The 18,074-nt window shown below is 72.8% G+C and carries 19 protein-coding genes; 15 read left to right on the top strand and 4 right to left on the bottom strand.

The features are described 5' to 3' along the window. Nucleotides 1-497: cupin domain-containing protein (locus M4J07_RS38620; RefSeq protein ID WP_255980155.1), on the bottom strand; the 497-nt coding region annotated here is incomplete at its 3' end. 139 nt (nt 498-636) lie between these two features. On the opposite strand from M4J07_RS38620, the gene M4J07_RS38625 reads away from it, so the two are divergent. From M4J07_RS38625 to M4J07_RS38680, 12 genes are all read left to right on the top strand, one after another. Further along, nucleotides 637-1,068: an RrF2 family transcriptional regulator gene (locus tag M4J07_RS38625; protein ID WP_255980157.1), complete on the top strand. Its 432-nt coding sequence runs from the start codon at nt 637-639 to the stop codon at nt 1,066-1,068. Next, nucleotides 1,065-2,009 carry a DsbA family oxidoreductase gene (locus tag M4J07_RS38630; RefSeq protein ID WP_255980159.1) on the top strand — a complete coding sequence of 315 codons (945 nt, stop codon included), beginning with the start codon at nt 1,065-1,067 and terminating at the stop codon, nt 2,007-2,009. The genes M4J07_RS38625 and M4J07_RS38630 overlap by 4 nt, the downstream gene beginning before the upstream one ends. A gap of 422 nt (nt 2,010-2,431) precedes the next feature. Next, a complete protein-coding gene (locus M4J07_RS38635) occupies nt 2,432-3,979 on the top strand; it encodes an ABC transporter substrate-binding protein (RefSeq protein ID WP_255980161.1) in 1,548 nt (515 codons plus the stop codon). After that, nucleotides 3,976-4,950: an ABC transporter permease gene (locus M4J07_RS38640; RefSeq protein ID WP_255980164.1), complete on the top strand. Its 975-nt coding sequence runs from the start codon at nt 3,976-3,978 to the stop codon at nt 4,948-4,950. Before M4J07_RS38635 ends, M4J07_RS38640 begins: the two co-directional genes overlap by 4 nt. Before the next feature lie 2 nt (nt 4,951-4,952). After that, entirely contained in the window at nt 4,953-5,843 is an 891-nt protein-coding gene (locus tag M4J07_RS38645; protein ID WP_255980166.1) for an ABC transporter permease, read from the top strand. Continuing rightward, on the top strand, nt 5,840-6,718 hold the full coding sequence (locus tag M4J07_RS38650) for an ABC transporter ATP-binding protein (RefSeq protein WP_255980168.1): 879 nt from the start codon (nt 5,840-5,842) through the stop codon (nt 6,716-6,718). The genes M4J07_RS38645 and M4J07_RS38650 overlap by 4 nt, the downstream gene beginning before the upstream one ends. Next, nucleotides 6,715-7,563 (top strand): ABC transporter ATP-binding protein, encoded by an 849-nt coding sequence (locus tag M4J07_RS38655; protein ID WP_255980170.1) that lies wholly within the window; start codon nt 6,715-6,717, stop codon nt 7,561-7,563. Before M4J07_RS38650 ends, M4J07_RS38655 begins: the two co-directional genes overlap by 4 nt. Before the next feature lie 79 nt (nt 7,564-7,642). Next, nucleotides 7,643-8,986 (top strand): LLM class flavin-dependent oxidoreductase, encoded by a 1,344-nt coding sequence (locus M4J07_RS38660; RefSeq protein WP_255980172.1) that lies wholly within the window; start codon nt 7,643-7,645, stop codon nt 8,984-8,986. Next, entirely contained in the window at nt 8,983-9,753 is a 771-nt protein-coding gene (locus M4J07_RS38665) for an alpha/beta hydrolase (protein ID WP_255980174.1), read from the top strand. Before M4J07_RS38660 ends, M4J07_RS38665 begins: the two co-directional genes overlap by 4 nt. A 56-nt stretch (nt 9,754-9,809) precedes the next feature. Continuing rightward, nucleotides 9,810-10,364, top strand: a complete 555-nt coding sequence (ssuE, locus tag M4J07_RS38670; protein WP_255980176.1) for an NADPH-dependent FMN reductase — start codon at nt 9,810-9,812, stop codon at nt 10,362-10,364. Between the two features lie 92 nt (nt 10,365-10,456). Continuing rightward, a complete protein-coding gene (locus tag M4J07_RS38675) occupies nt 10,457-11,956 on the top strand; it encodes an MFS transporter (protein WP_255980178.1) in 1,500 nt (499 codons plus the stop codon). Continuing rightward, complete coding sequence (locus tag M4J07_RS38680) at nt 11,953-12,510, top strand: TetR/AcrR family transcriptional regulator (protein WP_255980180.1); 558 nt, start codon at nt 11,953-11,955, stop codon at nt 12,508-12,510. The genes M4J07_RS38675 and M4J07_RS38680 overlap by 4 nt, the downstream gene beginning before the upstream one ends. 7 nt (nt 12,511-12,517) lie before the next feature. Here the strand turns inward: M4J07_RS38680 and M4J07_RS38685 are convergent, their stop codons facing one another. Together M4J07_RS38685 and M4J07_RS38690 are read right to left on the bottom strand one after the other, a co-directional pair. Beyond that, on the bottom strand, nt 12,518-13,798 hold the full coding sequence (locus M4J07_RS38685; protein WP_255980182.1) for a YeeE/YedE family protein: 1,281 nt from the start codon (nt 13,796-13,798) through the stop codon (nt 12,518-12,520). A 390-nt stretch (nt 13,799-14,188) separates the two neighbouring features. Next, nucleotides 14,189-14,503, bottom strand: coding sequence for a WhiB family transcriptional regulator (locus M4J07_RS38690; protein WP_255980184.1), 315 nt, complete (start codon nt 14,501-14,503; stop codon nt 14,189-14,191). A 239-nt stretch (nt 14,504-14,742) separates the two neighbouring features. On the opposite strand from M4J07_RS38690, the gene M4J07_RS38695 reads away from it, so the two are divergent. Beyond that, nucleotides 14,743-15,459, top strand: a complete 717-nt coding sequence (locus M4J07_RS38695; protein ID WP_255980186.1) for an MIP family channel protein — start codon at nt 14,743-14,745, stop codon at nt 15,457-15,459. A gap of 19 nt (nt 15,460-15,478) precedes the next feature. Here M4J07_RS38695 and M4J07_RS38700 read toward each other — a convergent pair whose 3' ends face one another. Then, the gene (locus tag M4J07_RS38700) at nt 15,479-16,162 is read right to left on the bottom strand and encodes an SsgA family sporulation/cell division regulator (RefSeq protein WP_255980188.1); all 684 of its coding nucleotides are present in this window, start codon (nt 16,160-16,162) and stop codon (nt 15,479-15,481) included. Nucleotides 16,163-16,453: 291 nt separating this feature from the next. On the opposite strand from M4J07_RS38700, the gene ltnD reads away from it, so the two are divergent. Next, nucleotides 16,454-17,371: an L-threonate dehydrogenase gene (ltnD, locus tag M4J07_RS38705; protein ID WP_255980190.1), complete on the top strand. Its 918-nt coding sequence runs from the start codon at nt 16,454-16,456 to the stop codon at nt 17,369-17,371. Between the two features lies 1 nt (nt 17,372). Then, nucleotides 17,373-18,074 (top strand): 3-oxo-tetronate kinase (otnK, locus tag M4J07_RS38710; RefSeq protein WP_255980192.1); only part of this gene is annotated, 702 nt, incomplete at its 3' end.

An 18,074-nucleotide genomic window follows, 5' to 3' on the forward strand; every position in this document is an offset into this window, starting at 1 on the left:
CCCGCCTCGCCCCCGAGCGCGTACAGCTTCGGCAGGTTCACCACGATCGCCTCCTGCGTGCTGCGGGCGATGACGACCACGGCCTCCTCGGCCGGGTCCGGGTTCTCCTCGCGGTGCGGGACGTAGGGCGGTACGAAGATGTAGTCGCCGGGGGAGGTGCGCAGTCGCACCTCGTCGGTGCCGTCGCCCGAGTCGTCGACGAACACGAACTCCGGGTGCCCGCTCACCACATAGATGGCGGTCTCGGACTCGCCGTGGTGGTGGTCCGACGAGGAGGTCGACGGGGCGACGTGCGTCTGGCCCATCCACAGCTTCTCCGAGCCCACCGTCCGGCCGCTGACGGCGGCGAAGCGCCGCATGCCGCCGGTCTGCGCGGTGTCGCCGTCCAGCGCGTCCGCGCGGACGTGGTGCAGCCTGCTGCGCAGCGGAGGGGTGGACGGGGCATCGGGGAGGTGCGGGTGGAAGCCCTCGCCAGGAGTGGTCAGCGGGTCGCTCATGGTCGCGACGCTAGGGCCGCACGGAAAAGGATGTCAAGAGGTGTCCATTGCTTCCCACCTGCGGCAATGTTCCCGCAACAATGCAGTGACCGGTCATGAAGAGCCCTGCCGCGTGCGGGTGTTCGGGCATGATGGGCGCATGCATCTCTCCGCGAAGGCGGACTACGCCGCGCGCGCCCTGCTGGAACTCGCGCGTGCCCCGGACCGCCCGTTGACCTGTGAGGCCATCGCCTCCTCGCAGGGGATTCCGTTCCGTTTCCTGAAATCGGTGGTGGGCGAGTTGCGCCGGGCGGGCCTGGTGCGCAGCCAGCGCGGCTGCGAAGGCGGGTACTGGCTGGGCGGCAGCGCCGACGAGATCACCCTGCTCGACGTCAGCCGTGCCATCGACGGTGACCTGCTGACCTTGCGCGGGGAGCCTGTCGAAGGACTGGCGTATCCGGGCGCCGCGACCGGACTGCCGGACGTGTGGCGGCGGATCGAGGCCGACGCGGCGGCGGTGCTCGGCGGCGTGACGCTGGCCTCGCTGCTGCCCGCGGCGGACGCGGTGCCGGCCGCGAAGGGAGCCGCGTGACGCGCGACGACGGTGCGGCGCAGCTCGAAGTCGTCGAGTACACCGACCCGTTGTGCCCCTGGGCCTGGGGTTCGGAGCCCGTCTTCCGGCAGCTCCGGGCGGCCCTGGACGGGCGGGTCCGCTGGCGCCGGGCCTACTGCATCCTCTTCGACGACGGCGACGACCCGGCGCCCGACCCGGCCGCGGAGACCGCCTGGTACGCCGGGTACGTCGAGGGGATCTGCGGGCACACCAGGGCCCCGCGAGCGGTGCCGCTGAGCCGGGTCGCGGCGAGCTCCTGGCCCGCTTCCCTCGTCGCGAAGGCGGCCGAGGCGCAGGGGGGCCGGATCGCCGACCGGGTGCTGCGGCGGCTGCGCGAGACCGTGTTCGTCCGGGGTGAGCCCGCCGACACCATGGACGCGGCCCTCCTCGCCGCCCGCGGAGTGCCGGACCTGGACGGCGAGCGCCTGCGCGGCGACGCGGCCTCGGACGCCGTGCGCGAGCGGGTGCGGGCCGACCGGGCCGAGGCGCGCGATCCGCTGCCCGAGACCCGTCGCGTCGACAGCGGATCACCGCACCCGGGCGCGGCCAAGGAGACCCACGAAGGTCAACTCCGTTACGCACTGCCGACGTTGCTGCTCCGCACGGCCATCGCCCACCGGGTCGTCCCCGGCTGGCGGCCCTACGAGGAGTACGCGGGCGCGGTCGAGGAACTCTGCCCGGGACTGCTGCGGACGGGCCCGGTCGCACGGCCGGCGGCGCAGGCGCTGCGGCACCACCGCAGCCTCTCGGACCCCGAGCGGCAGGTGCTCGCCGCCGGTCCCTGGCCGCCGCCCGGCGCCGTGCGGGTGGACACCGCGGGCGGCCCGCTGTGGCGGTGCGCGGAGGAGGCCCGAGCCTGTCCCGTGCCGGGAGGATCCGCCGCCGGGGAAGCCGGCCAGAGAGCATCGGCCGCCCACTGAAAGGCCGTTGACCAGCGGCGGAAGACCGTCCGCCGAATGAGACACCCCTAGGTGTCCATTGACACGGACAGTCGCACGACCCCAGGATGTGGAACATGCTCACGACGCACCCCGGTGTGGTGTGCCGCTACGTGGATCTGCGGCGCACCTGTAGCGCCCTCTGTCGCTGACCTGCCGATCCCACGGTTCCGCGCGCCCCTGACGTGCCCTTCCGTCGAGCGCGCTCGCTCCGCAGCGCCGCCCGTCTCCCGGCTCACCCCCTTGCCTCCCCCTGCCCCGCGCCCGACGGCGTCGCGCCCGAACACCCGGGCCGCGTACGCCTGTTGAGGCACGGCCAAGCGTGGCCGAGGGGCCGAGCCGCCCCTCGCCCCGCCTCGTGACCGCCGCCCGCGCGGAAACGGGCCTTCGACGAAAGAACCTCCATGCCCGGACGCCGCACGCCCCGACGCCCCGCCGTACGCCTGCGCACCGCAGGTCTCATGACGGCACTGGCCGCCCTCCTCGCCCCTGCCCTCACCGGCTGCGCCGGCGAAGCCGCCTCCGCGACCGGTTCCTCGACCCTCAAGTGGACCTCCTCGTACTTCCCCGCCCACTGGGACCCCGTCGTCGGCGGCAGTGGTGCCCAGTTCCGTGAACTCGCCCTGGTCTACGCGTCGTTGACCCGCACCGACGAGAAGGGGAACGCCGTCCCCGACCTCGCCAGGAGCTGGGAGTACAACAGCAGGGGCGACGAGATCACCTTCCACCTGCGCTCCGGCCTGAAGTTCAGCGACGGCGAACCGGTGAACGGCGCCGCCGTCAAGGCGGCGATCGAACGGGCCAGGAAGCAGAAGAACTCCGCGCTCTTCGGCGACCTCACCTCGATCGAGTCCGTCGACGCCAAGGGCCTCGACGCCGTCGTCCACCTCAGTCAAGTCGACTACCAGATACCGCAGTTGTTCGGACAGCGCGTCCTGCAGATCGCCAGTCCGAAGGCCGCGAAGTCCCCGGCCCGGCTCGACCAGGGGCCGGTCGGCGCGGGCCCGTTCACCGTCACCCAGCTCATCCCGGGCACCAAGGCCGTCCTGAAGAAGAACCCGGACTACTGGGACGCCGAGAACATCCATATCGACCAGGTCGAACTGACCTCGGCACCCGACGCCGCCACCGTCATCTCCGGCCTGCAGACCGGCGTCTACAACTTCGCCGACATCGAACCCAGCCAGGCGTCCGCCGCCAAGAAGGCGGGCCTCGACGTGTTCGTCCAGCCCGGCTTCAACGCCTCCAACATCAGCCTCAACATCAACAAGAAGCCCTTCGACAACGACAAGGTCGTCGATGCCGTCCGCTACGCGGTCGACCGCCAGGAGTTCGTCGACAAACTGACGTTCGGCTACGGCGAGACCACCGACCAGCCCTTCCCGAAGGGATACGTCGCCTACGACCCGAAGTCGGCGAACGCCTACCCGCACGACCTCGCCAAGGCCAGGAAACTGCTCGCCGAAGCGGGCTACAAGGCGGGCGACCTGAAGCTCGACCTCGTGATCCCCGCCGAGGACCCGCAGGCCGAGATCGTCCAGTCACAGCTCGCGAAGGCCGGCATCACCGTCGACATCAAGATCGACAAGAACTGGGCGACCCCGTTCTTCGCCAAGGACCTGACCTTCTCGCTCTACTCCACCACCGGGCGCGACTCCGCCGCACAGACCCTCACCGCCCACTTCGGCCCGGACGGCCCCCTCAACCTCAGCTCCCCGTACGAGCCCGCCGGGTTCGAGGCCGCCATCGCCAAGGTCCGCGAGACACCGCTCGACTCGCCGGAGTACACCGAGACCCTGCGGGCGGCGACCCGGGCGGGTCTCGAGAGCAAGGCCCTCGTCTTCACCTACTCCCAGCCCAACCTGATCGCGAAGAGCAGGACCGTCTCCGGCCTGCCGAAGAACCCCGCCCACATCGACTGGACCGGCGTGACCATCGGCGGCGCCGAGTGAGCGCACGACGCGCCGCCGGACGCGTCCTGGCCGTGCTCGGCCGGTCGGCCGCGCTCTTCGTGCCGGTCTTCCTCGTCGCCACGTTCGTGACCTTCGCCCTGCGCTCGCTGAGCGGACTGAGCCCGGCCCGGATCCAGTTGGGGGAGGAAGCGACCCCGGAGGCCATCGCCCGCGTCGAGGCCGAGTGGGGCCTGGACCGGCCCTTCCTTGTCCAGTACGGGGACTGGTTCGACGGAGTGCTGCACGGCCGCCTCGGCACCAGCTGGACCAACGGCTCCGACATCTCCACCCTCATCGGGGTCGGCCTCGGCGTCAGCCTGTCCGTCGCGACGTTCGCGCTGCTCATCGGCGTGGTCGTCGGATTCGTCCTCGGCACCGTCGCCGCGCTGCGCCGCACCACCTGGATCGACCGGGCCGTCACCGGCTTCGTCACCGTGATCTCGGTGATGCCCGCGTTCGTCGTCGGCATCGTCCTCGTGGCCGTGTTCGCCGTCGGACTCCGGCTGTTCCCGTCGGCCGGCTACGTCCCGGTGGCGCAGGGCATCGGACCGTGGATCGCCCACATCACCCTCCCGGCCGTCGCGCTCAGCTTCGACGTCATCGCCGACGTCGCCCGGCAGTTGCGGACCGGACTGATCGCCGCGTACGGGGAGAACTACGTGACCGGAGCCGTGGTGCGCGGCCTGAGCCCACGCCGGGTCTTCTTCGGGCACGTGCTGCGCAACGCACTCGGCCCCACCCTGGCCACCCTCGGCCTCAAGTTCCCCGCGCTGGTCGGCGCGTCCGTCGTCACCGAGTGGATCTTCGGCCTGCAGGGCTTCGGCCGGTTCGCCAACGACGCCGCGCAGGCCGGCGACGTACCCGCCGTCCAGGGCGTCCTCGTGGTGTCGATCGTCCTGGTCGTCACCTTCAACCTGCTCGTCAACCTGGTCCTGGCCCGCGTCACGCCGGCCTCGCAGAGGGGAGTGTGACCGTGATCCGCCGCGTACTCGCCCTGACCTCGGGCCGTATCGCCGTCGCAGTCCTCGCCGTGATCGCTCTCCTCGCGGCCCTCGGCCCGCTGCTCGCCCCGCAGAACCCGCTCGCCACCAGCGTCCGCACGCTCGCCGACCCCTCAGCCGCCCACTGGCTGGGCACCGACTACCTCGGCCGCGACACGTTCAGCCGACTGCTCGACGGCTCGCGCGTCAGCGTCCTCGGCTCGCTCGAAGTCGCCCTGACCGCTCTGGTGGTGGGGGCCGTGCCCGGGATCCTCTCGGTCCACCTCGGCCGCGCCTTCGAATGGGTCACCCTCCGGCTGACCGACACCCTCGTCGCCCTGCCGTTCCTGCTGTTCGCCGTCGCCGTCATCGCCCTGCTCGGCAACGGCATCACGCAGGCGATGCTCGTCACCGGAGTGCTGGTCTCCCCGCTGTTCTACCGGGTGGCGCGCGCCGCGACCCTGGCCGTGGCCCGCTCCCCGTACGTGGAGGCGGCGATCGTCTCGGGCGCCTCCCTCGGCTGGATCGTGCGACGCCACCTGTGGGCGAAGGTGCTGCCGCCGCTCGCGGTCGCCCTCGCGCAGACCATCGGCACCGGCTTCGTGATCGTCTCCTCGCTCACGTTCCTCGGCATCGGCGTCCAGCCGCCCGAGCCGACCTGGGGCGGCCTGCTCGCCTCCGACCTCGGCTACCTCGCCCACCAGCCGTGGGCGCCGGCCGCCCCCGCTCTCCTGATCATGGTGACGGTCTGGGCGTGCAACCTGCTGGCCGATGCCGTGCGCGACGTCTCCGGCGAGGCGGGACGCGCCCTCGTCGACCGGCGCAGGGCCCGCGTCCACCGCACCGACCAGGCCGTCACCACCCCCGCCGGAGGCGCCCGATGACCCCACCGACCACCCAGCACACCCGATCCGAACAGCCCGGCACCGCCACGGAGCCGACGGCCGCACCGGTCCTGTCCGTGCGCGACGTCCACATCACCGACCGGGCGTCCGGCCGCGAGATCGTCCACGGCGTCAGCTTCGACCTGACCCCCGGCAGGACGGTCGGCATCGTCGGCGAGTCCGGCAGCGGCAAGACCCTCACCTGCCGCGCCGCCCTGGGCATCCTGCCCCCGCACTTCGAGGTCACGGCCGGATCCATCGAGATCGCCGGCACCGACATCACCACCCTGACCCCCGCCCGCTGGACCGCACTGCGCGCCACCACCATCAGCGCCGTCTTCCAGGACCCGGCGTCCTACCTCAACCCCTCGATCCGGGTGGGCGCCCAGATCGCCGAGGTCCTCCGCGTGAAGACGGGCCTCACCCGGCGCGAGGCCCGCGACCGGACCCTGGAGCTGCTGCGCGCGGTCCACCTGCGCGATCCCGAGCTCGTCCGGGTCCAGTACCCGCACGAGCTCTCCGGCGGCATGCTGCAGCGCGTCCTGATCGCCGCCGCGATCGCCGCGGGGCCGCGGATCCTCATCGCGGACGAGGCCACCACAGCGCTCGATGTGACCGTGCAGGCGGAGATCCTCGATCTCCTCGCCGACCTCAGGGAACGCACCGGCCTCGCGCTCGTCGTCGTCTCCCACGACCTCGCGGTCGTCGCCCAGCTCTGCGACGAGGTCCTCGTCCTGCGCCACGGCGAGGTCGTCGAGCAGGGCCCGGTCCGCTCCGTCCTGCACGACCCGCGGCACGACTACACCCGGCTGCTGATCGCCGAGCACGAGCAGTACGGCCTGGAGCGGTTCCGCCCGGCGAAGGAGCACGCGTGAGCAGCAACACCCCATCCGATAAGCCGAGTTCAGCCCTGGAGATCAGCGACCTCGACGTGCACTACGGACCACGCCGCCGCCGTCGCCAGGCCCTGCGCGGGGTCTCGCTCACGGTGGCGCCCGGCGAGACGGTCGGACTGATCGGCGAGACCGGCTCGGGCAAGTCCACCCTCGCCCGCACCGTCCTCGGGCTCGTCCCCGCGACGGCCGGATCGATCGTCGTCGGGGGAGAGGACGTCACCACCTACGGCCGCCGCCGATGGCGGGCCCTGCGCCGGCGAGGCGTCGTCCAGTACGTCTTCCAGGACCCGCTGCGCAGTCTCGACCCCGACCTGACCGTCGAGGAGTCGCTGAGCGAGCCGCTCCTGGTGCGCGGCGTGCCGCGGGCCGAGGCGGCCGGGCGGATCCGCGCCCACCTCGACCGGGTCCGCCTCACCGAGGAGCTGCTCGGCCGACTGCCCGGCGCCCTCTCCGGCGGCCAGCGCCAACGCGTCGCCGTGGCAAGGGCACTGGTCACCGAACCGCGCGTCCTCATCCTCGACGAACCCGTCAGCGCCCTCGACTCCGCCAACCGCGTCCAGATCCTGGAGATCCTCAAGAACCTGCGCGCCGACGGCGTCGCGCTCGTCCTCATCTCCCACGACCTCGGCTCCGTCGCCGGAGTCGCCGACCGGATCGCCGTCCTCTACCGGGGCGAACTCGTCGAGACCGGGACGGCGCACGACATCGTCACGAACCCACAACACCCCTACACCCGGCTCCTGTTGGGGTCCGCGCCCACCCTCCACGGCGCCCCCGCCGACCGGGCCGAACGCCAGGCGCTGCGCGCCCTGCTGCACGCCTGACCCCACCCCGCTCACCCCTCGTACCTCGCTCACATCACCTCACGTCACCCCTCTCGCGTCTCACGGACCTGGAGCACTCATGCCCCGCAAGAAGATCCACCTCGCGCTGCACCCGTACGGCGTCGGCGGCCCGGGCCAGCACGGACTGTGGAAGGACCCGCGCGTCGCCAAGAACGCCAGCATCGACATCAACTACTACATACGCCAGGCCCAGGCCGCCGAACACGCCCTGTTCGACGCTCTGTTCATCGTCGACAGCCAGTTCATCAACGCCACCTACCCGTCGCACTACCTCAACCGCCTCGAACCCCTCACCCTGCTGTCCGCCGTCGCCACTCACACCCGGCACATCGGCCTCGTCGGCACGGCGAGCTCGACGTACAACTCCCCGTTCAACCTCGCCCGCCGCTTCGCCTCCCTCGACCACATCAGCGGCGGCCGGGCCGGCTGGAACGTCGTCACCAGCTTCGACACCGGCACCTCGAAGAACTACGGACTCGACGAACACCTCGACTACGCGACCCGCTACGGCCGCGCCCTGGAATTCGTCCACGTCGCCCGGGGCCTGTGGGACTCCTACGAGGACGACGCGTTCCCCGCCGACGTCGAGCGCAACGTGTTCCTCGATCCCGCCCGGCTGCACCCGCTCGACCACGAGGGCGAGCACTTCAAGGTCGCGGGCCCGCTCAACCTCTCGCGCTCGCCGCAGGGCCAGCCGGTGATCTTCCAGGCCGGTGTCTCCGAGGAGGGACGGGACCTGGCCGCGCAGGTCGCCGAGGGCATCTACGCGCCCGGCGGCTCCCTGGAGCAGGCGCGGGAGTACTACGCGGACATCAAGGACCGCACCGCCGCCTACGGCCGCGACCCCGACCACATCAAGATCTTCATCCACGGCGGCCCGGTCGTCGCGACCACCGATGAGGCCGCCCGCCGCAGGGAACGCGAGATCTTCGAGGAGGACAACGACTTCGACCGCCACCTCGCCCTGCTCGGCCGGTCCTTCGGCGCGTACGACTTCAGCACGCACGACCTGGACGCGCCCTTCCCCGACGTCGCCCACCTCGCGGAGAAGGGTGGCAGGACCGGCGCCGCGAAGCTCATCGAGCGTGCGCGGACCGAGAAGCTGACCCTGCGTCAAGTGGCCCAGTCGCTCGCCGAGTTCCGCCGCTCGCCGTTCGTCGGCGCGCCGGAGACGGTCGCCGACCGGATCGAGGAGTGGTTCGACGCGGGCACCTTCGACGGCATCAACCTCGCCTTCCGCACCGAGGAGGAACTCGCCCTGTTCGTCGACGGCGTCGTACCGATCCTGCAGAAGCGCGACCTGTTCCGCACCGAGTACGAGGCCGACACCCTGCGCGGCAACCTCGGACTGCCCGTCCCGGCCAACCGCCACACCGCCACCCCGGCAGGAGAGGCCGCATGACGCAGCAGTACACCGACCACCACGTCCCCGTGGGCGCGAACACCCGCGGCACGGTTGTCGTCGTCCCCGGCCGGGGTGAGTCCCGTGCCACCTACGACCGGTTCGGCAAGCGGCTCGCCGCGGACGCCTACCGGGTCCGCGTCGTCGACGCGCCCGAGCCGCCCGAGGATCAACTCGACGGTTGGCTGGGGGAGTTCGCCGCCCACATCGCCGAGGCCGTCCGCGGGGCCGAGCCCACCGGGGACGTCGTGCACCCGCTCGTCCTCGTGGGCTCCGACACGGGCGCCGCCGCGCTCGCCGCCCTCTCCGGCCGCCCGGCCACCCGCGGGCCGCGCCCCGACGCGCTCGTCCTCGCCGGTCTTCCCGGCCCTGCCGCCGCGGACGCCGGCTCCTGGGAGGAGGAGCTGGACCTCAGGACGACGTGCCCCGTCCACCGCGAAGCCCTCACCCGGGACGCCGGGGTACGGCGCGGGACGCTCGCCGCGCCGGTGCCCGGGTGGCTCCTCGACTCCGCTCACGGCGCCGCGGGGGACATCCCCCACCTGCTCCTCGTCGGCGACCGCGACCCGCTGGCCGACCGCGACGCCGTCGGCCGCCTCGCCAAGAGCCTGCCCGTCGCCCGCCTCGCCGTCGTGCACGGCGCCCACCACGACGTCCTCAACGACCAGCAGCACCGCTCCGTCGCCGCCGAGATCGTCCTCCTCCTCGAAGCCCTGCGCGGAGGCCGTCCCACACCCCTGATCACCACCGAGACCAGCTCGTGGTGAACGGCGCGGCACGACCGCGCCCGGCACCCCGCTCACCGAACCCGGAAGGTTCCCCCATGGCCGTCATCCTGTCCGTCTCCGGCAGCCCCTCCGCCACCTCCCGCACCGGCCGCCTCCTGGGCCACGTCGACCGCCGCCTCACCGACCGCGGCCACGACGTGACCCGGCTCGACGTCCGTGACCTGCCCGCCGAAGCGCTGCTGCGCGCCGACGTCCACCACCCGGCGATCGCCGACGCGGCGCAGCGCTTCGCGCGGGCCGACGGCATCGTGATCGGCACACCCGTCTACAAAGCCGCCTACAGCGGTCTGCTGAAGGCGCTGCTCGATCTGCTCCCGCAGTTCGCCCTGGCCGGCAAGACGGTACTGCCGCTCGCCACCGGCGGCAGCGTCGCCCACGTCCTGGCCCTCGACTACGCGCTGCGCCCGGTACTGAACTCCATGGGCGCCGCCCACATCGTCCCGGGCTGGTTCACCCTCGACAAGGACATCACCGTCGACGGCGACCGCACGCACGTCGCGGCCCCGGCCGCCGAAGCCCTGGAGCAGGTGACCGACACCTTCTCGGCCGCGGTGTCCGTGGGTGCGGGCGTCCTGGCGTCGACGGCGTGACATCCCTCACCTGACCGAACCAGGCGCCGGAACACCCGGGAACGACGTGTCATCATGCGATGACATCGCTTGATGACACGAACGGGAATTCCTTGTCTCCCTCCATACCGGCCCCGTCGGAGCCCGCCACCACTGCCACGACGGCCCCCGCGCTGCGCCACCCGCGGGCGCTCGTGCCCGTCCTCGTCTCGCTCGGCATGCTCGTCGCCGTGGTCAGCAGTCTCGGCGCCCCGCTGATCCCGACCATCGCCGCCGAGGACCACGTCGCCGTCTCCACCGCGCAGTGGGCGCTCACGGTGACGATGCTGGTCGGCGCCATCGCCACCCCGGTCATGGGGCGCCTCGGCGACGGCCCGTACCGCAAGCGCGTCATCCTCACCGGGCTCGCCGCCGTCATGGCGGGCAGCCTGCTGGCGGCGCTGCCGGTCGGCTTCCCGTGCCTGCTCGCCGGCCGGGCCCTGCAGGGGGTCGGCATGGGACTCGTCCCGCTCGCCATCGCCACCGCGCGCGACGCGCTGCCGCCGGAGAAGGCGCGGGCCGCGGTGGCGACGCTCTCGCTGACGACCGCGGCGGGCATCGGCCTCGGCTACCCGATCACCGGCCTCTTCGCCGAGTACCTCGGCATGTACGCCGGGTTCTGGTTCGCCCTGGCCACCGCCGTCGCCGCCTTCGTCGCCACCACGATCGTCGTGCCCGCGCCGCCGCACCGCCCCACCGCCCCGATGGACTTTCCCGGCGCACTGCTCCTGGCCGGCGGCATGGCGGCGCTGCTCCTCGCCCTGGCGGAGGGGGAGCGCTGGGGCTGGAGCTCGCTGTCCCTGCTGGCGCTCGCGGTCGGCGCCGTCGTCCTGCTCGGCGGCTGGGTGGCGCATTCGCTGCGCTCCACGCACCCGCTGGTCCGGGTGAGCCTCGTCAAGGACCGCGGCGTGCTCGTCGCCAACCTGACCACGATGGTCGGCGGCGTCGGCACGTACCTGCTGATCGCCCTGGTGACCCGCTACGTCCAGACGCCGGGGTCCGCCGGGTACGGCTTCGGCGCGTCCATCGTCGTCACCGGACTGCTGCTCGTCCCGTTCTCCGCGGCCAGCCTCCTCACCGGCCGGCTGGTCCGCATGCTGGGCAGCGCGGCGACGCCCGCGCGGATGCTGCCGCTGGGCTGCCTGCTCTCCTTCGCGGGCCTGGTCTGCTTCCTCCTCGCCCGCTCCAGCCTGTGGGGGATCGGCGTCATGATGGCGCTGGCCGGACTCGGCGTCGGCGTCACCTTCGCCGTCACCCCCGGCCTGATCGTCGGCGGCGTGCCCGCGGCGGAGACCGGCAGCGCGATGAGCTTCAATCAGGTCGTGAAGTACATCGGATACTCGACCGGCAGCGCGCTCAGCGCGGTCGTCCTCCAGGCAGCCACGGCCCCCGGCTCCGCCCTGCCGACGAACGACGGCTACCGCAGCGCGGGCCTCGTCGGCTGCGCCGCCTTCCTGGTCACCGGCGTGCTCGCGGTGGCCCTGACCCGGTTCGGCGTGCGGCCGCGGCCGTCCGTCGTGGCGGCGGCAGGCGGCGCCGCGGCCGAGGCGAGCCCCGAGCCGAGCCGCCCGTGAGCGGGGAGAGCGCCGACCGGCGCCGCAGCAGCGCCCGCAGCCGCGACGCGCTGCTGCGGGCGGCGACGGAACTGTTCTCCGAGCGCGGCTACGACCGCACCACCATCCGGGAGATCGGCGAACGCGCCGGCGTCGACGCCGCGCTGATCGCCCGCTACTTCGGCAGCAAGGCACTGCTCTACGTGGAGGTGCTGCGGGCCGAGCACGGCGACAGCGCCCCGGACGACCTGCTCACCGATGCCCGGCTGCGCGAGGTCGCCCAACGGGCGGAGCGGCGCGGCCCGGTGCCGCTGCTGCGGGTCGCCGTCCAGCCGCTCAGCGAGCAGCGGGCCCAGGACGCCACCCGCGCGGCCCTGCAGGCGCGGCTCGTGGAACCGCTGCGGGCCCGCTTCGCCCGCGAGGGCCGCGACCGCCCCGGGCTGCGGGCCGACGTGCTCGTGGCGGCGGTCGCCGGAGTCCTGCTGGCCCGGCACTCCGGGGCGTTCGACGACCTCGCCGACGCGGAGGTCGACGAGGTCGTCGACGTACTGCTGGAGATGTACGGCGACGGGTGAGGGCCGGTCAGCAGACGCTGTCGGCCGGCTTGGGGTTGCCCAGGCCGAACAGCGGACGCAGCCGCAGTCCGGCCCAGGTGCCGAGGAGCGCGACGGCGCCCCAGATCCAGCCGTGCAGGGAGCCCGAGGCGATGCCCGCGAGGTAGGCGCCGATGTTGCAGCCGCCCGCGAGCCGCGCGCCGATGCCCATCAGGATGCCGCCGACGACCGCGGCGAGCGCCGTCCTGGCCGGGATGCCGCGGTGCAGCTGCCACACGCCGCCCGCGGCGGCGGCGACCGCGGCGCCGACCATGATGCCGATGTCGGTGAGGCTGTTCTTGTCGGCCAGCACCGGGCCCGCCAACTGGGCGGCGCTGCCCGGCTGTTGCCAGTACGCCCAGGTCTCGGGGGAGCCGCCGAGCGCACCCACCAGCTTCGCACCCCACAGCGAGAACGCACTGGTGATGCCCCAGGCGCCGCCCGAGACGAGCAGCACGCCGGCGCCCAGCACGGCGAGCACCACGGCGCCCGCGGCCAGCGGCCAGGAGCCGCGCACCGCGCGGGCGGCCACGCCCCGGGCCGAGGGCGCGGCGCCGACCGGAGGCGGATTGCGGCGCGCCTGCACCGTGCGCGCGACGAACCAGACGGCGACCAGCGCCACGATCGTCACCGCCCAGGACCCGAACCAGCCCACGTGGTCGGAGAGGAGAAACGGGTCGAGGGCCGGCAGGTCGTTCCAGAGCCCGAACTGCCAGGCCGCGAGGGTCGATCCGGTGATGAACCCGAAGAGGGTGAGCACGATCGTGCTCTGCCCGGAGCCGACGGCGAAGAGCGTCCCTGAGGCGCACGCGCCGCCCAGCTGCATACCGATGGCGAACAGGAAGGCACCGACCAGCAGGCCCACGCCGATCGGTCCCGCGCTCGGCGCGGGCACCGCACCGAACAGGCCGCTGCCGGTCCCGATGATCAGGGCGAAGAGGGTCGCGGTGGTGCCGAGGAGCAGGGTGTGCGCCCGCAGCCCGGTGCCGTTGCCGACGGCGACCAGCTGCCGCCAGGCGGACGTGAACCCGAACCGCGAATGGAACAGCGCGAATCCGAGCGCGCTGCCGAGCAGCAGCAGGACACCGGGCTTGGCGCCGTGCTCGGCGAAGACGTACGCGGCGAGCACGACCCCGATGACAGCGGCGACGGCGAGCGGCACGCGCCGGACGGGCGGCGCGGGATCGGCCCGCGGCGCGGGGGAGGAGGTGGGGGCAGGACTGAGCAGGGTGCTCCGGGGCGGCGCCCCGGCAGCGGGAGCGGTGGTCAAGACAGGTCTCCGGAAAGAGAAGAGGGGGAACGTCGGACGGGCGGCGACGATGGCGCGGAGCTCCCGCGCCGCGGCGTCAGCGGCGACAGAGCGCGTCGTCGACGCTCCACGGCGTGGCCGCGAAGAGCGCGAGCGCCAGCTCACGAGCAGGTCCGAACATGTGCGCCACTCTAGGGACCCCGGCGGATTCGCCCCACGGCGTCTCACATGGCGAACGAGGATCCGCAGCTCCACGGCCCGGACCGGCATCGCGGACCGAAACCGGCACGGCCCCCGGCCGGTTGACGACGTGACGTACGTGACACGTCGTCAGACCCGAAGTGCGGCGTCCGCACCGGAACACGCGTCGGCGGCGGCCTCCGTGAGGAGGGCCGCCGCCGATGACCCGGTTCAGGACACCTGGGCCGGAACGTCTTCCCTCGTCGCCTGCCGGTGCTCGGTCCTGGCGGCGTCGAGCAGGTGCCGCCAGGAGGCCACCGTGGGGCGGCGGCGCAGCAGCGCCCGGCGCTCGCGCTCGGTCATCCCGCCCCAGACCCCGTGCTCGATGCGCTGGTCCAGGGCGTGGGCCAGGCACTCCGTCCTGACTGCGCAGCCGGCGCAGACCCGCTTGGCGCTCGACTGTGCCGCCCCCTCGACGAACAACTCGTCGGGATCAGTCGTGCGGCACGCTGCGTGCTCCCACCATATGTCCGTGCTGTCTGCCACGGTCCGCCCCTCCGCTTTCCTCGGTCTCGTGCCGTGATCGCCGCGTCACTCTACGGCATGTGCGCACGTCAAGCAGCCTCTCACCAGAGGATGAACAGGGAGTTGCCAATTCCTCCGGCATAGTCAGAACGAAGACGCATCACCCGTTCGGCCCAGCCTCGCTTGCCTCGACGGGCGCTCGGCCCATGCCCCGCCGAGGCTGTTCGTGGGGGCCGAACGAGTGGGACGAGGTGGAGCAGATGCGCACGAGAGCGTTGGCGTCAGAGTTCATCGGGACCCTTCTGCTGGTGTTCTTCGCGGTGGGCAGCGCTGTCCTGGGAGCGGAGTTCATCGGAACCCTGGGCATCGCGCTGGCCTTCGGATTCACGCTGCTGGCACTGGCCTACACGCTGGGTCCGGTCTCCGGCTGTCACGTGAACCCGGCGGTGACGCTGGGCATGCTGTGCGCGCGGCGCATCGACGTGCGCACCGCGGCCGAGTACTGGATCGCCCAGTTCCTGGGCGGGATCGCCGGCGCCGCGCTGCTGTTCCTGCTGTCCAAGCAGGTGCCAGGCTTCAAGGCCGACGGCGCGTTCGGCAGCAACGGGTTCGGTGACCGGTCCGCCGTGCACATCAACACCGGCGGTGCGTTCCTCGCCGAGGTCGTTCTCACCTTCCTGCTCGTGTTCGTGGTGCTCGGCGTGACGCACCGCGTCGCGGTGACCGGCTTCGACGGCCTGCCCATCGGCATCGCGCTCGCCGCCATCCACATCGTGGGCATTCCGCTGACCGGCACGTCCGTGAACCCGGCCCGCAGCCTCGGCCCGGCCCTCTTCGCGGGCGGCGCCGCGCTCTCCCAACTGTGGCTGTTCATCGTCGCGCCCCTGGTCGGCGGAGCCATCGCCGCGGTGGTGCACCAGGTGACCCACCCGACGGGCGAGGACCGCAACATCGCGGACGAGGCGGCGGCCGTCTGACCTCGGCACCTCGGGCCGACTAGCCGATGCGCCGCGACAGTTGGCGCCGGACGGCCCGAGGTCTGGCGCGGCCCGCGTACTCGACCGACACCACGAGTTCGGCGCCGAGGCAGCGGGCGTAGTGGGACATGGTCTCCAGGTCGAGGATCTCGCCGGCCTCGATCTGTGCGGCCCACAGCGTCGACAGCCCCGCTGCGGCGGCCGCCTGGCGCAGCGACAGGTCCTGTTCCTGCCGTATGTCGCGCAGGCGCCGCCCCAGCAGTGCGGCCCGTGTGTCCTGCGCCCGGGCGTCGAAGGGGACCACCACGTCCTCGGCGACGGCCGGAGCGGGGGCGGACTCCGGTGCCTGCCGGCTGTGGCCCACCGTGTGCGTGCGCAGCAGGAAGCGTCGCAGGCCCGCCGTGTCGAACCGGAGCGCCGCGAGGCCCTCCGGGGAGTGGAACTCGATGAGGGTGCCCGTCGGGCCGTCGGGCTGCACGCGCACGGTCTCCGTGCGGGCGGGGGCGTCGAGGCCCGCGGCGAGCAGTTCCCGGGCGATCGTCCAGGTGGCGGCCTCGCCGTCGAGGGTGACGTGCGGGGGGAAGCAGAGGCGGATCGCGAGCGGTTCGGCCGAGGTGTGGCGCAGGGTGACGGGGGTGGCGAACTCCCGGCCGTCCGGGGTGAGCAGGCGGGCGCCGGTGGGGGATTCCAGCGAGACGTGCATGAGGGGAACTCCGTCGGGGGTCGGGCGTGGGCCGCGTGTGGCTGTTGAGGTGCGAGAGCGCCTGTGGGGCCTGGCATTACGCGGGTTTCCCCTGTGGATTGATGTGATCCGGGTCACTCGGACGGGCTGGGTGGCGAGCCGCTCCAGTGAGGCGTCGCGGCTGGTGTGACGGACGTCACTGTGGGCCAATCTTTGTCCTCAGGTCATCATATGACCTGACCGCAGAGCGGCGAGGGGCGTCACGCGCCACGTCGCGGTCGCCAACGGCACAGCGAGACAAGGATGTTGCGCATGAACGACCAGGACAGGTCCGCCCCGCCGCGCGTAGGGGTGGTGGGCCTCGGCGCCATGGGCCTCGGCATGGCCGGCAGCCTGCGCCGCGCGGGCCACGACGTCGCGGTCCACGACCTGCGCGCCGAGGTGGCCGCGGCCTTCGCGGCCGACGGCGGCGAGGCCTTCGCCACCGCCGGTGACCTCGCGGCCGCGGTCGACGTCCTGGTCGGCGTGGTGGTCAACGCCGCGCAGGTCGAGTCGGTCCTGTTCGGCCCCGACGGCGCCGCCGCCCGGCTCCGCCCGGGATCGGTGTTCGTGATGTGCTCCACCGTCGACCCCGGCCGGTCCGCCGAACTCGCCGGACGGCTCGCCGAACTCGGCGTCCGCTACCTGGACGCGCCCATCTCCGGCGGCGCCGCCCGCGCCGCCACGGGCGACCTCACGATGATGACGTCGGGCTCCCCGGCGGCGTACGCGCTCGCCGACCCGTTCCTCGACGCGATGAGCGCCACGGTCTACCGACTGGGCGAGCTGCCCGGCCTCGGATCGAAGGTCAAGATCGTCAATCAGCTGCTCGCCGGCGTGCACATCGCCGCCGCCGCCGAGGCGATGGCGCTCGGCATCAGGGCGGGGGTTCCCGCCGAAGCGCTGTACGAGGTCATCACCCACAGCGCCGGCAACTCGTGGATGTTCGAGAACCGCATGGCCCACGTCCTCGCCGGGGACTACACGCCGCTGTCCGCCGTCGACATCTTCGTCAAGGACCTGGGACTCGTCCTCGACGCCGCCCGGCCCGAGCGCTTCCCGCTGCCGCTGGCCGCCACCGCCCACCAGATGTTCCTCCAGGCGTCCGCGTCCGGCCTGGGCGGCGAGGACGACAGCGCGGTCATCAAGATCTTCCCGGGCATCGACCTGCCCCAGCCGGTGGAGCACTGACATGGGCATCCGACTCGGCTGCATCGCCGACGACTTCACCGGGGCCACCGACCTGGCCAACAACCTCGTGCGCGCGGGCATGCGCGCGGTCCAGCTGATCGACGTACCGGACGCGGACGACGAACGCGCCGTGCGGCAGGCGGTCGACGCCGACGCCGTCGTGATCGCCCTCAAGTCCCGCACCGTCCCGGCCGCCGACGCCGTCGCCGCCTCGCTGCGGGCGTTGGCCTGGCTGCGCGAACAGGGCGCGGAGCAGATCTACTTCAAGTACTGCTCGACCTTCGACTCGACCCCCGCGGGCAACATCGGCCCCGTCACCGAGGCCCTGATGGACGCGCTGGGCACCGACTTCACCGTCGCGACGCCGGCCTTCCCCGACAACGGGCGCACCGTCTTCAAGGGTCACCTCTTCGTCGGTGACGTCCTGCTCGGCGAGAGCGGCATGCGCCACCACCCGCTCACCCCCATGACCGACTCCAACCTGGTGTCCGTCCTCGGCGCGCAGACGGCCAGGACCGTCGGCCTCATCGACCATCGGGCCGTCGCCGACGGACCGGACGCGATTCTGGCCAGGGCGGGGGAGTTGCGCGCGGACGGCGTCGGCATCGCCGTCGTCGACGGCGTCTCCAACGACGACCTGGTGCGCCTCGGCGCGGCCGTCGCCGGACTGCCGCTGGTGACCGCCGGATCCGGTCTGGCCATC

The sequence above is a fragment of the Streptomyces longispororuber genome (assembly GCF_024448165.1).
Lineage (GTDB): Bacteria > Actinomycetota > Actinomycetes > Streptomycetales > Streptomycetaceae > Streptomyces > Streptomyces longispororuber_A.

Bases quoted from the DNA above. Each gene is read 5' to 3' on its own strand.
- M4J07_RS38650 (WP_255980168.1), top strand. From the start codon at position 5,840: ATGACCCCACCGACCACCCAGCACACCCGATCCGAACAGCCCGGCACC.
- M4J07_RS38635 (WP_255980161.1), top strand. From the start codon at position 2,432: ATGCCCGGACGCCGCACGCCCCGACGCCCCGCCGTACGCCTGCGCACC.
- ssuE (WP_255980176.1), top strand. From the start codon at position 9,810: ATGGCCGTCATCCTGTCCGTCTCCGGCAGCCCCTCCGCCACCTCCCGC.
- M4J07_RS38695 (WP_255980186.1), top strand. From the start codon at position 14,743: ATGCGCACGAGAGCGTTGGCGTCAGAGTTCATCGGGACCCTTCTGCTG.
- M4J07_RS38700 (WP_255980188.1), bottom strand. From the start codon at position 16,162: ATGCACGTCTCGCTGGAATCCCCCACCGGCGCCCGCCTGCTCACCCCG.
- M4J07_RS38625 (WP_255980157.1), top strand. From the start codon at position 637: ATGCATCTCTCCGCGAAGGCGGACTACGCCGCGCGCGCCCTGCTGGAA.
- M4J07_RS38665 (WP_255980174.1), top strand. From the start codon at position 8,983: ATGACGCAGCAGTACACCGACCACCACGTCCCCGTGGGCGCGAACACC.
- M4J07_RS38660 (WP_255980172.1), top strand. From the start codon at position 7,643: ATGCCCCGCAAGAAGATCCACCTCGCGCTGCACCCGTACGGCGTCGGC.
- ltnD (WP_255980190.1), top strand. From the start codon at position 16,454: ATGAACGACCAGGACAGGTCCGCCCCGCCGCGCGTAGGGGTGGTGGGC.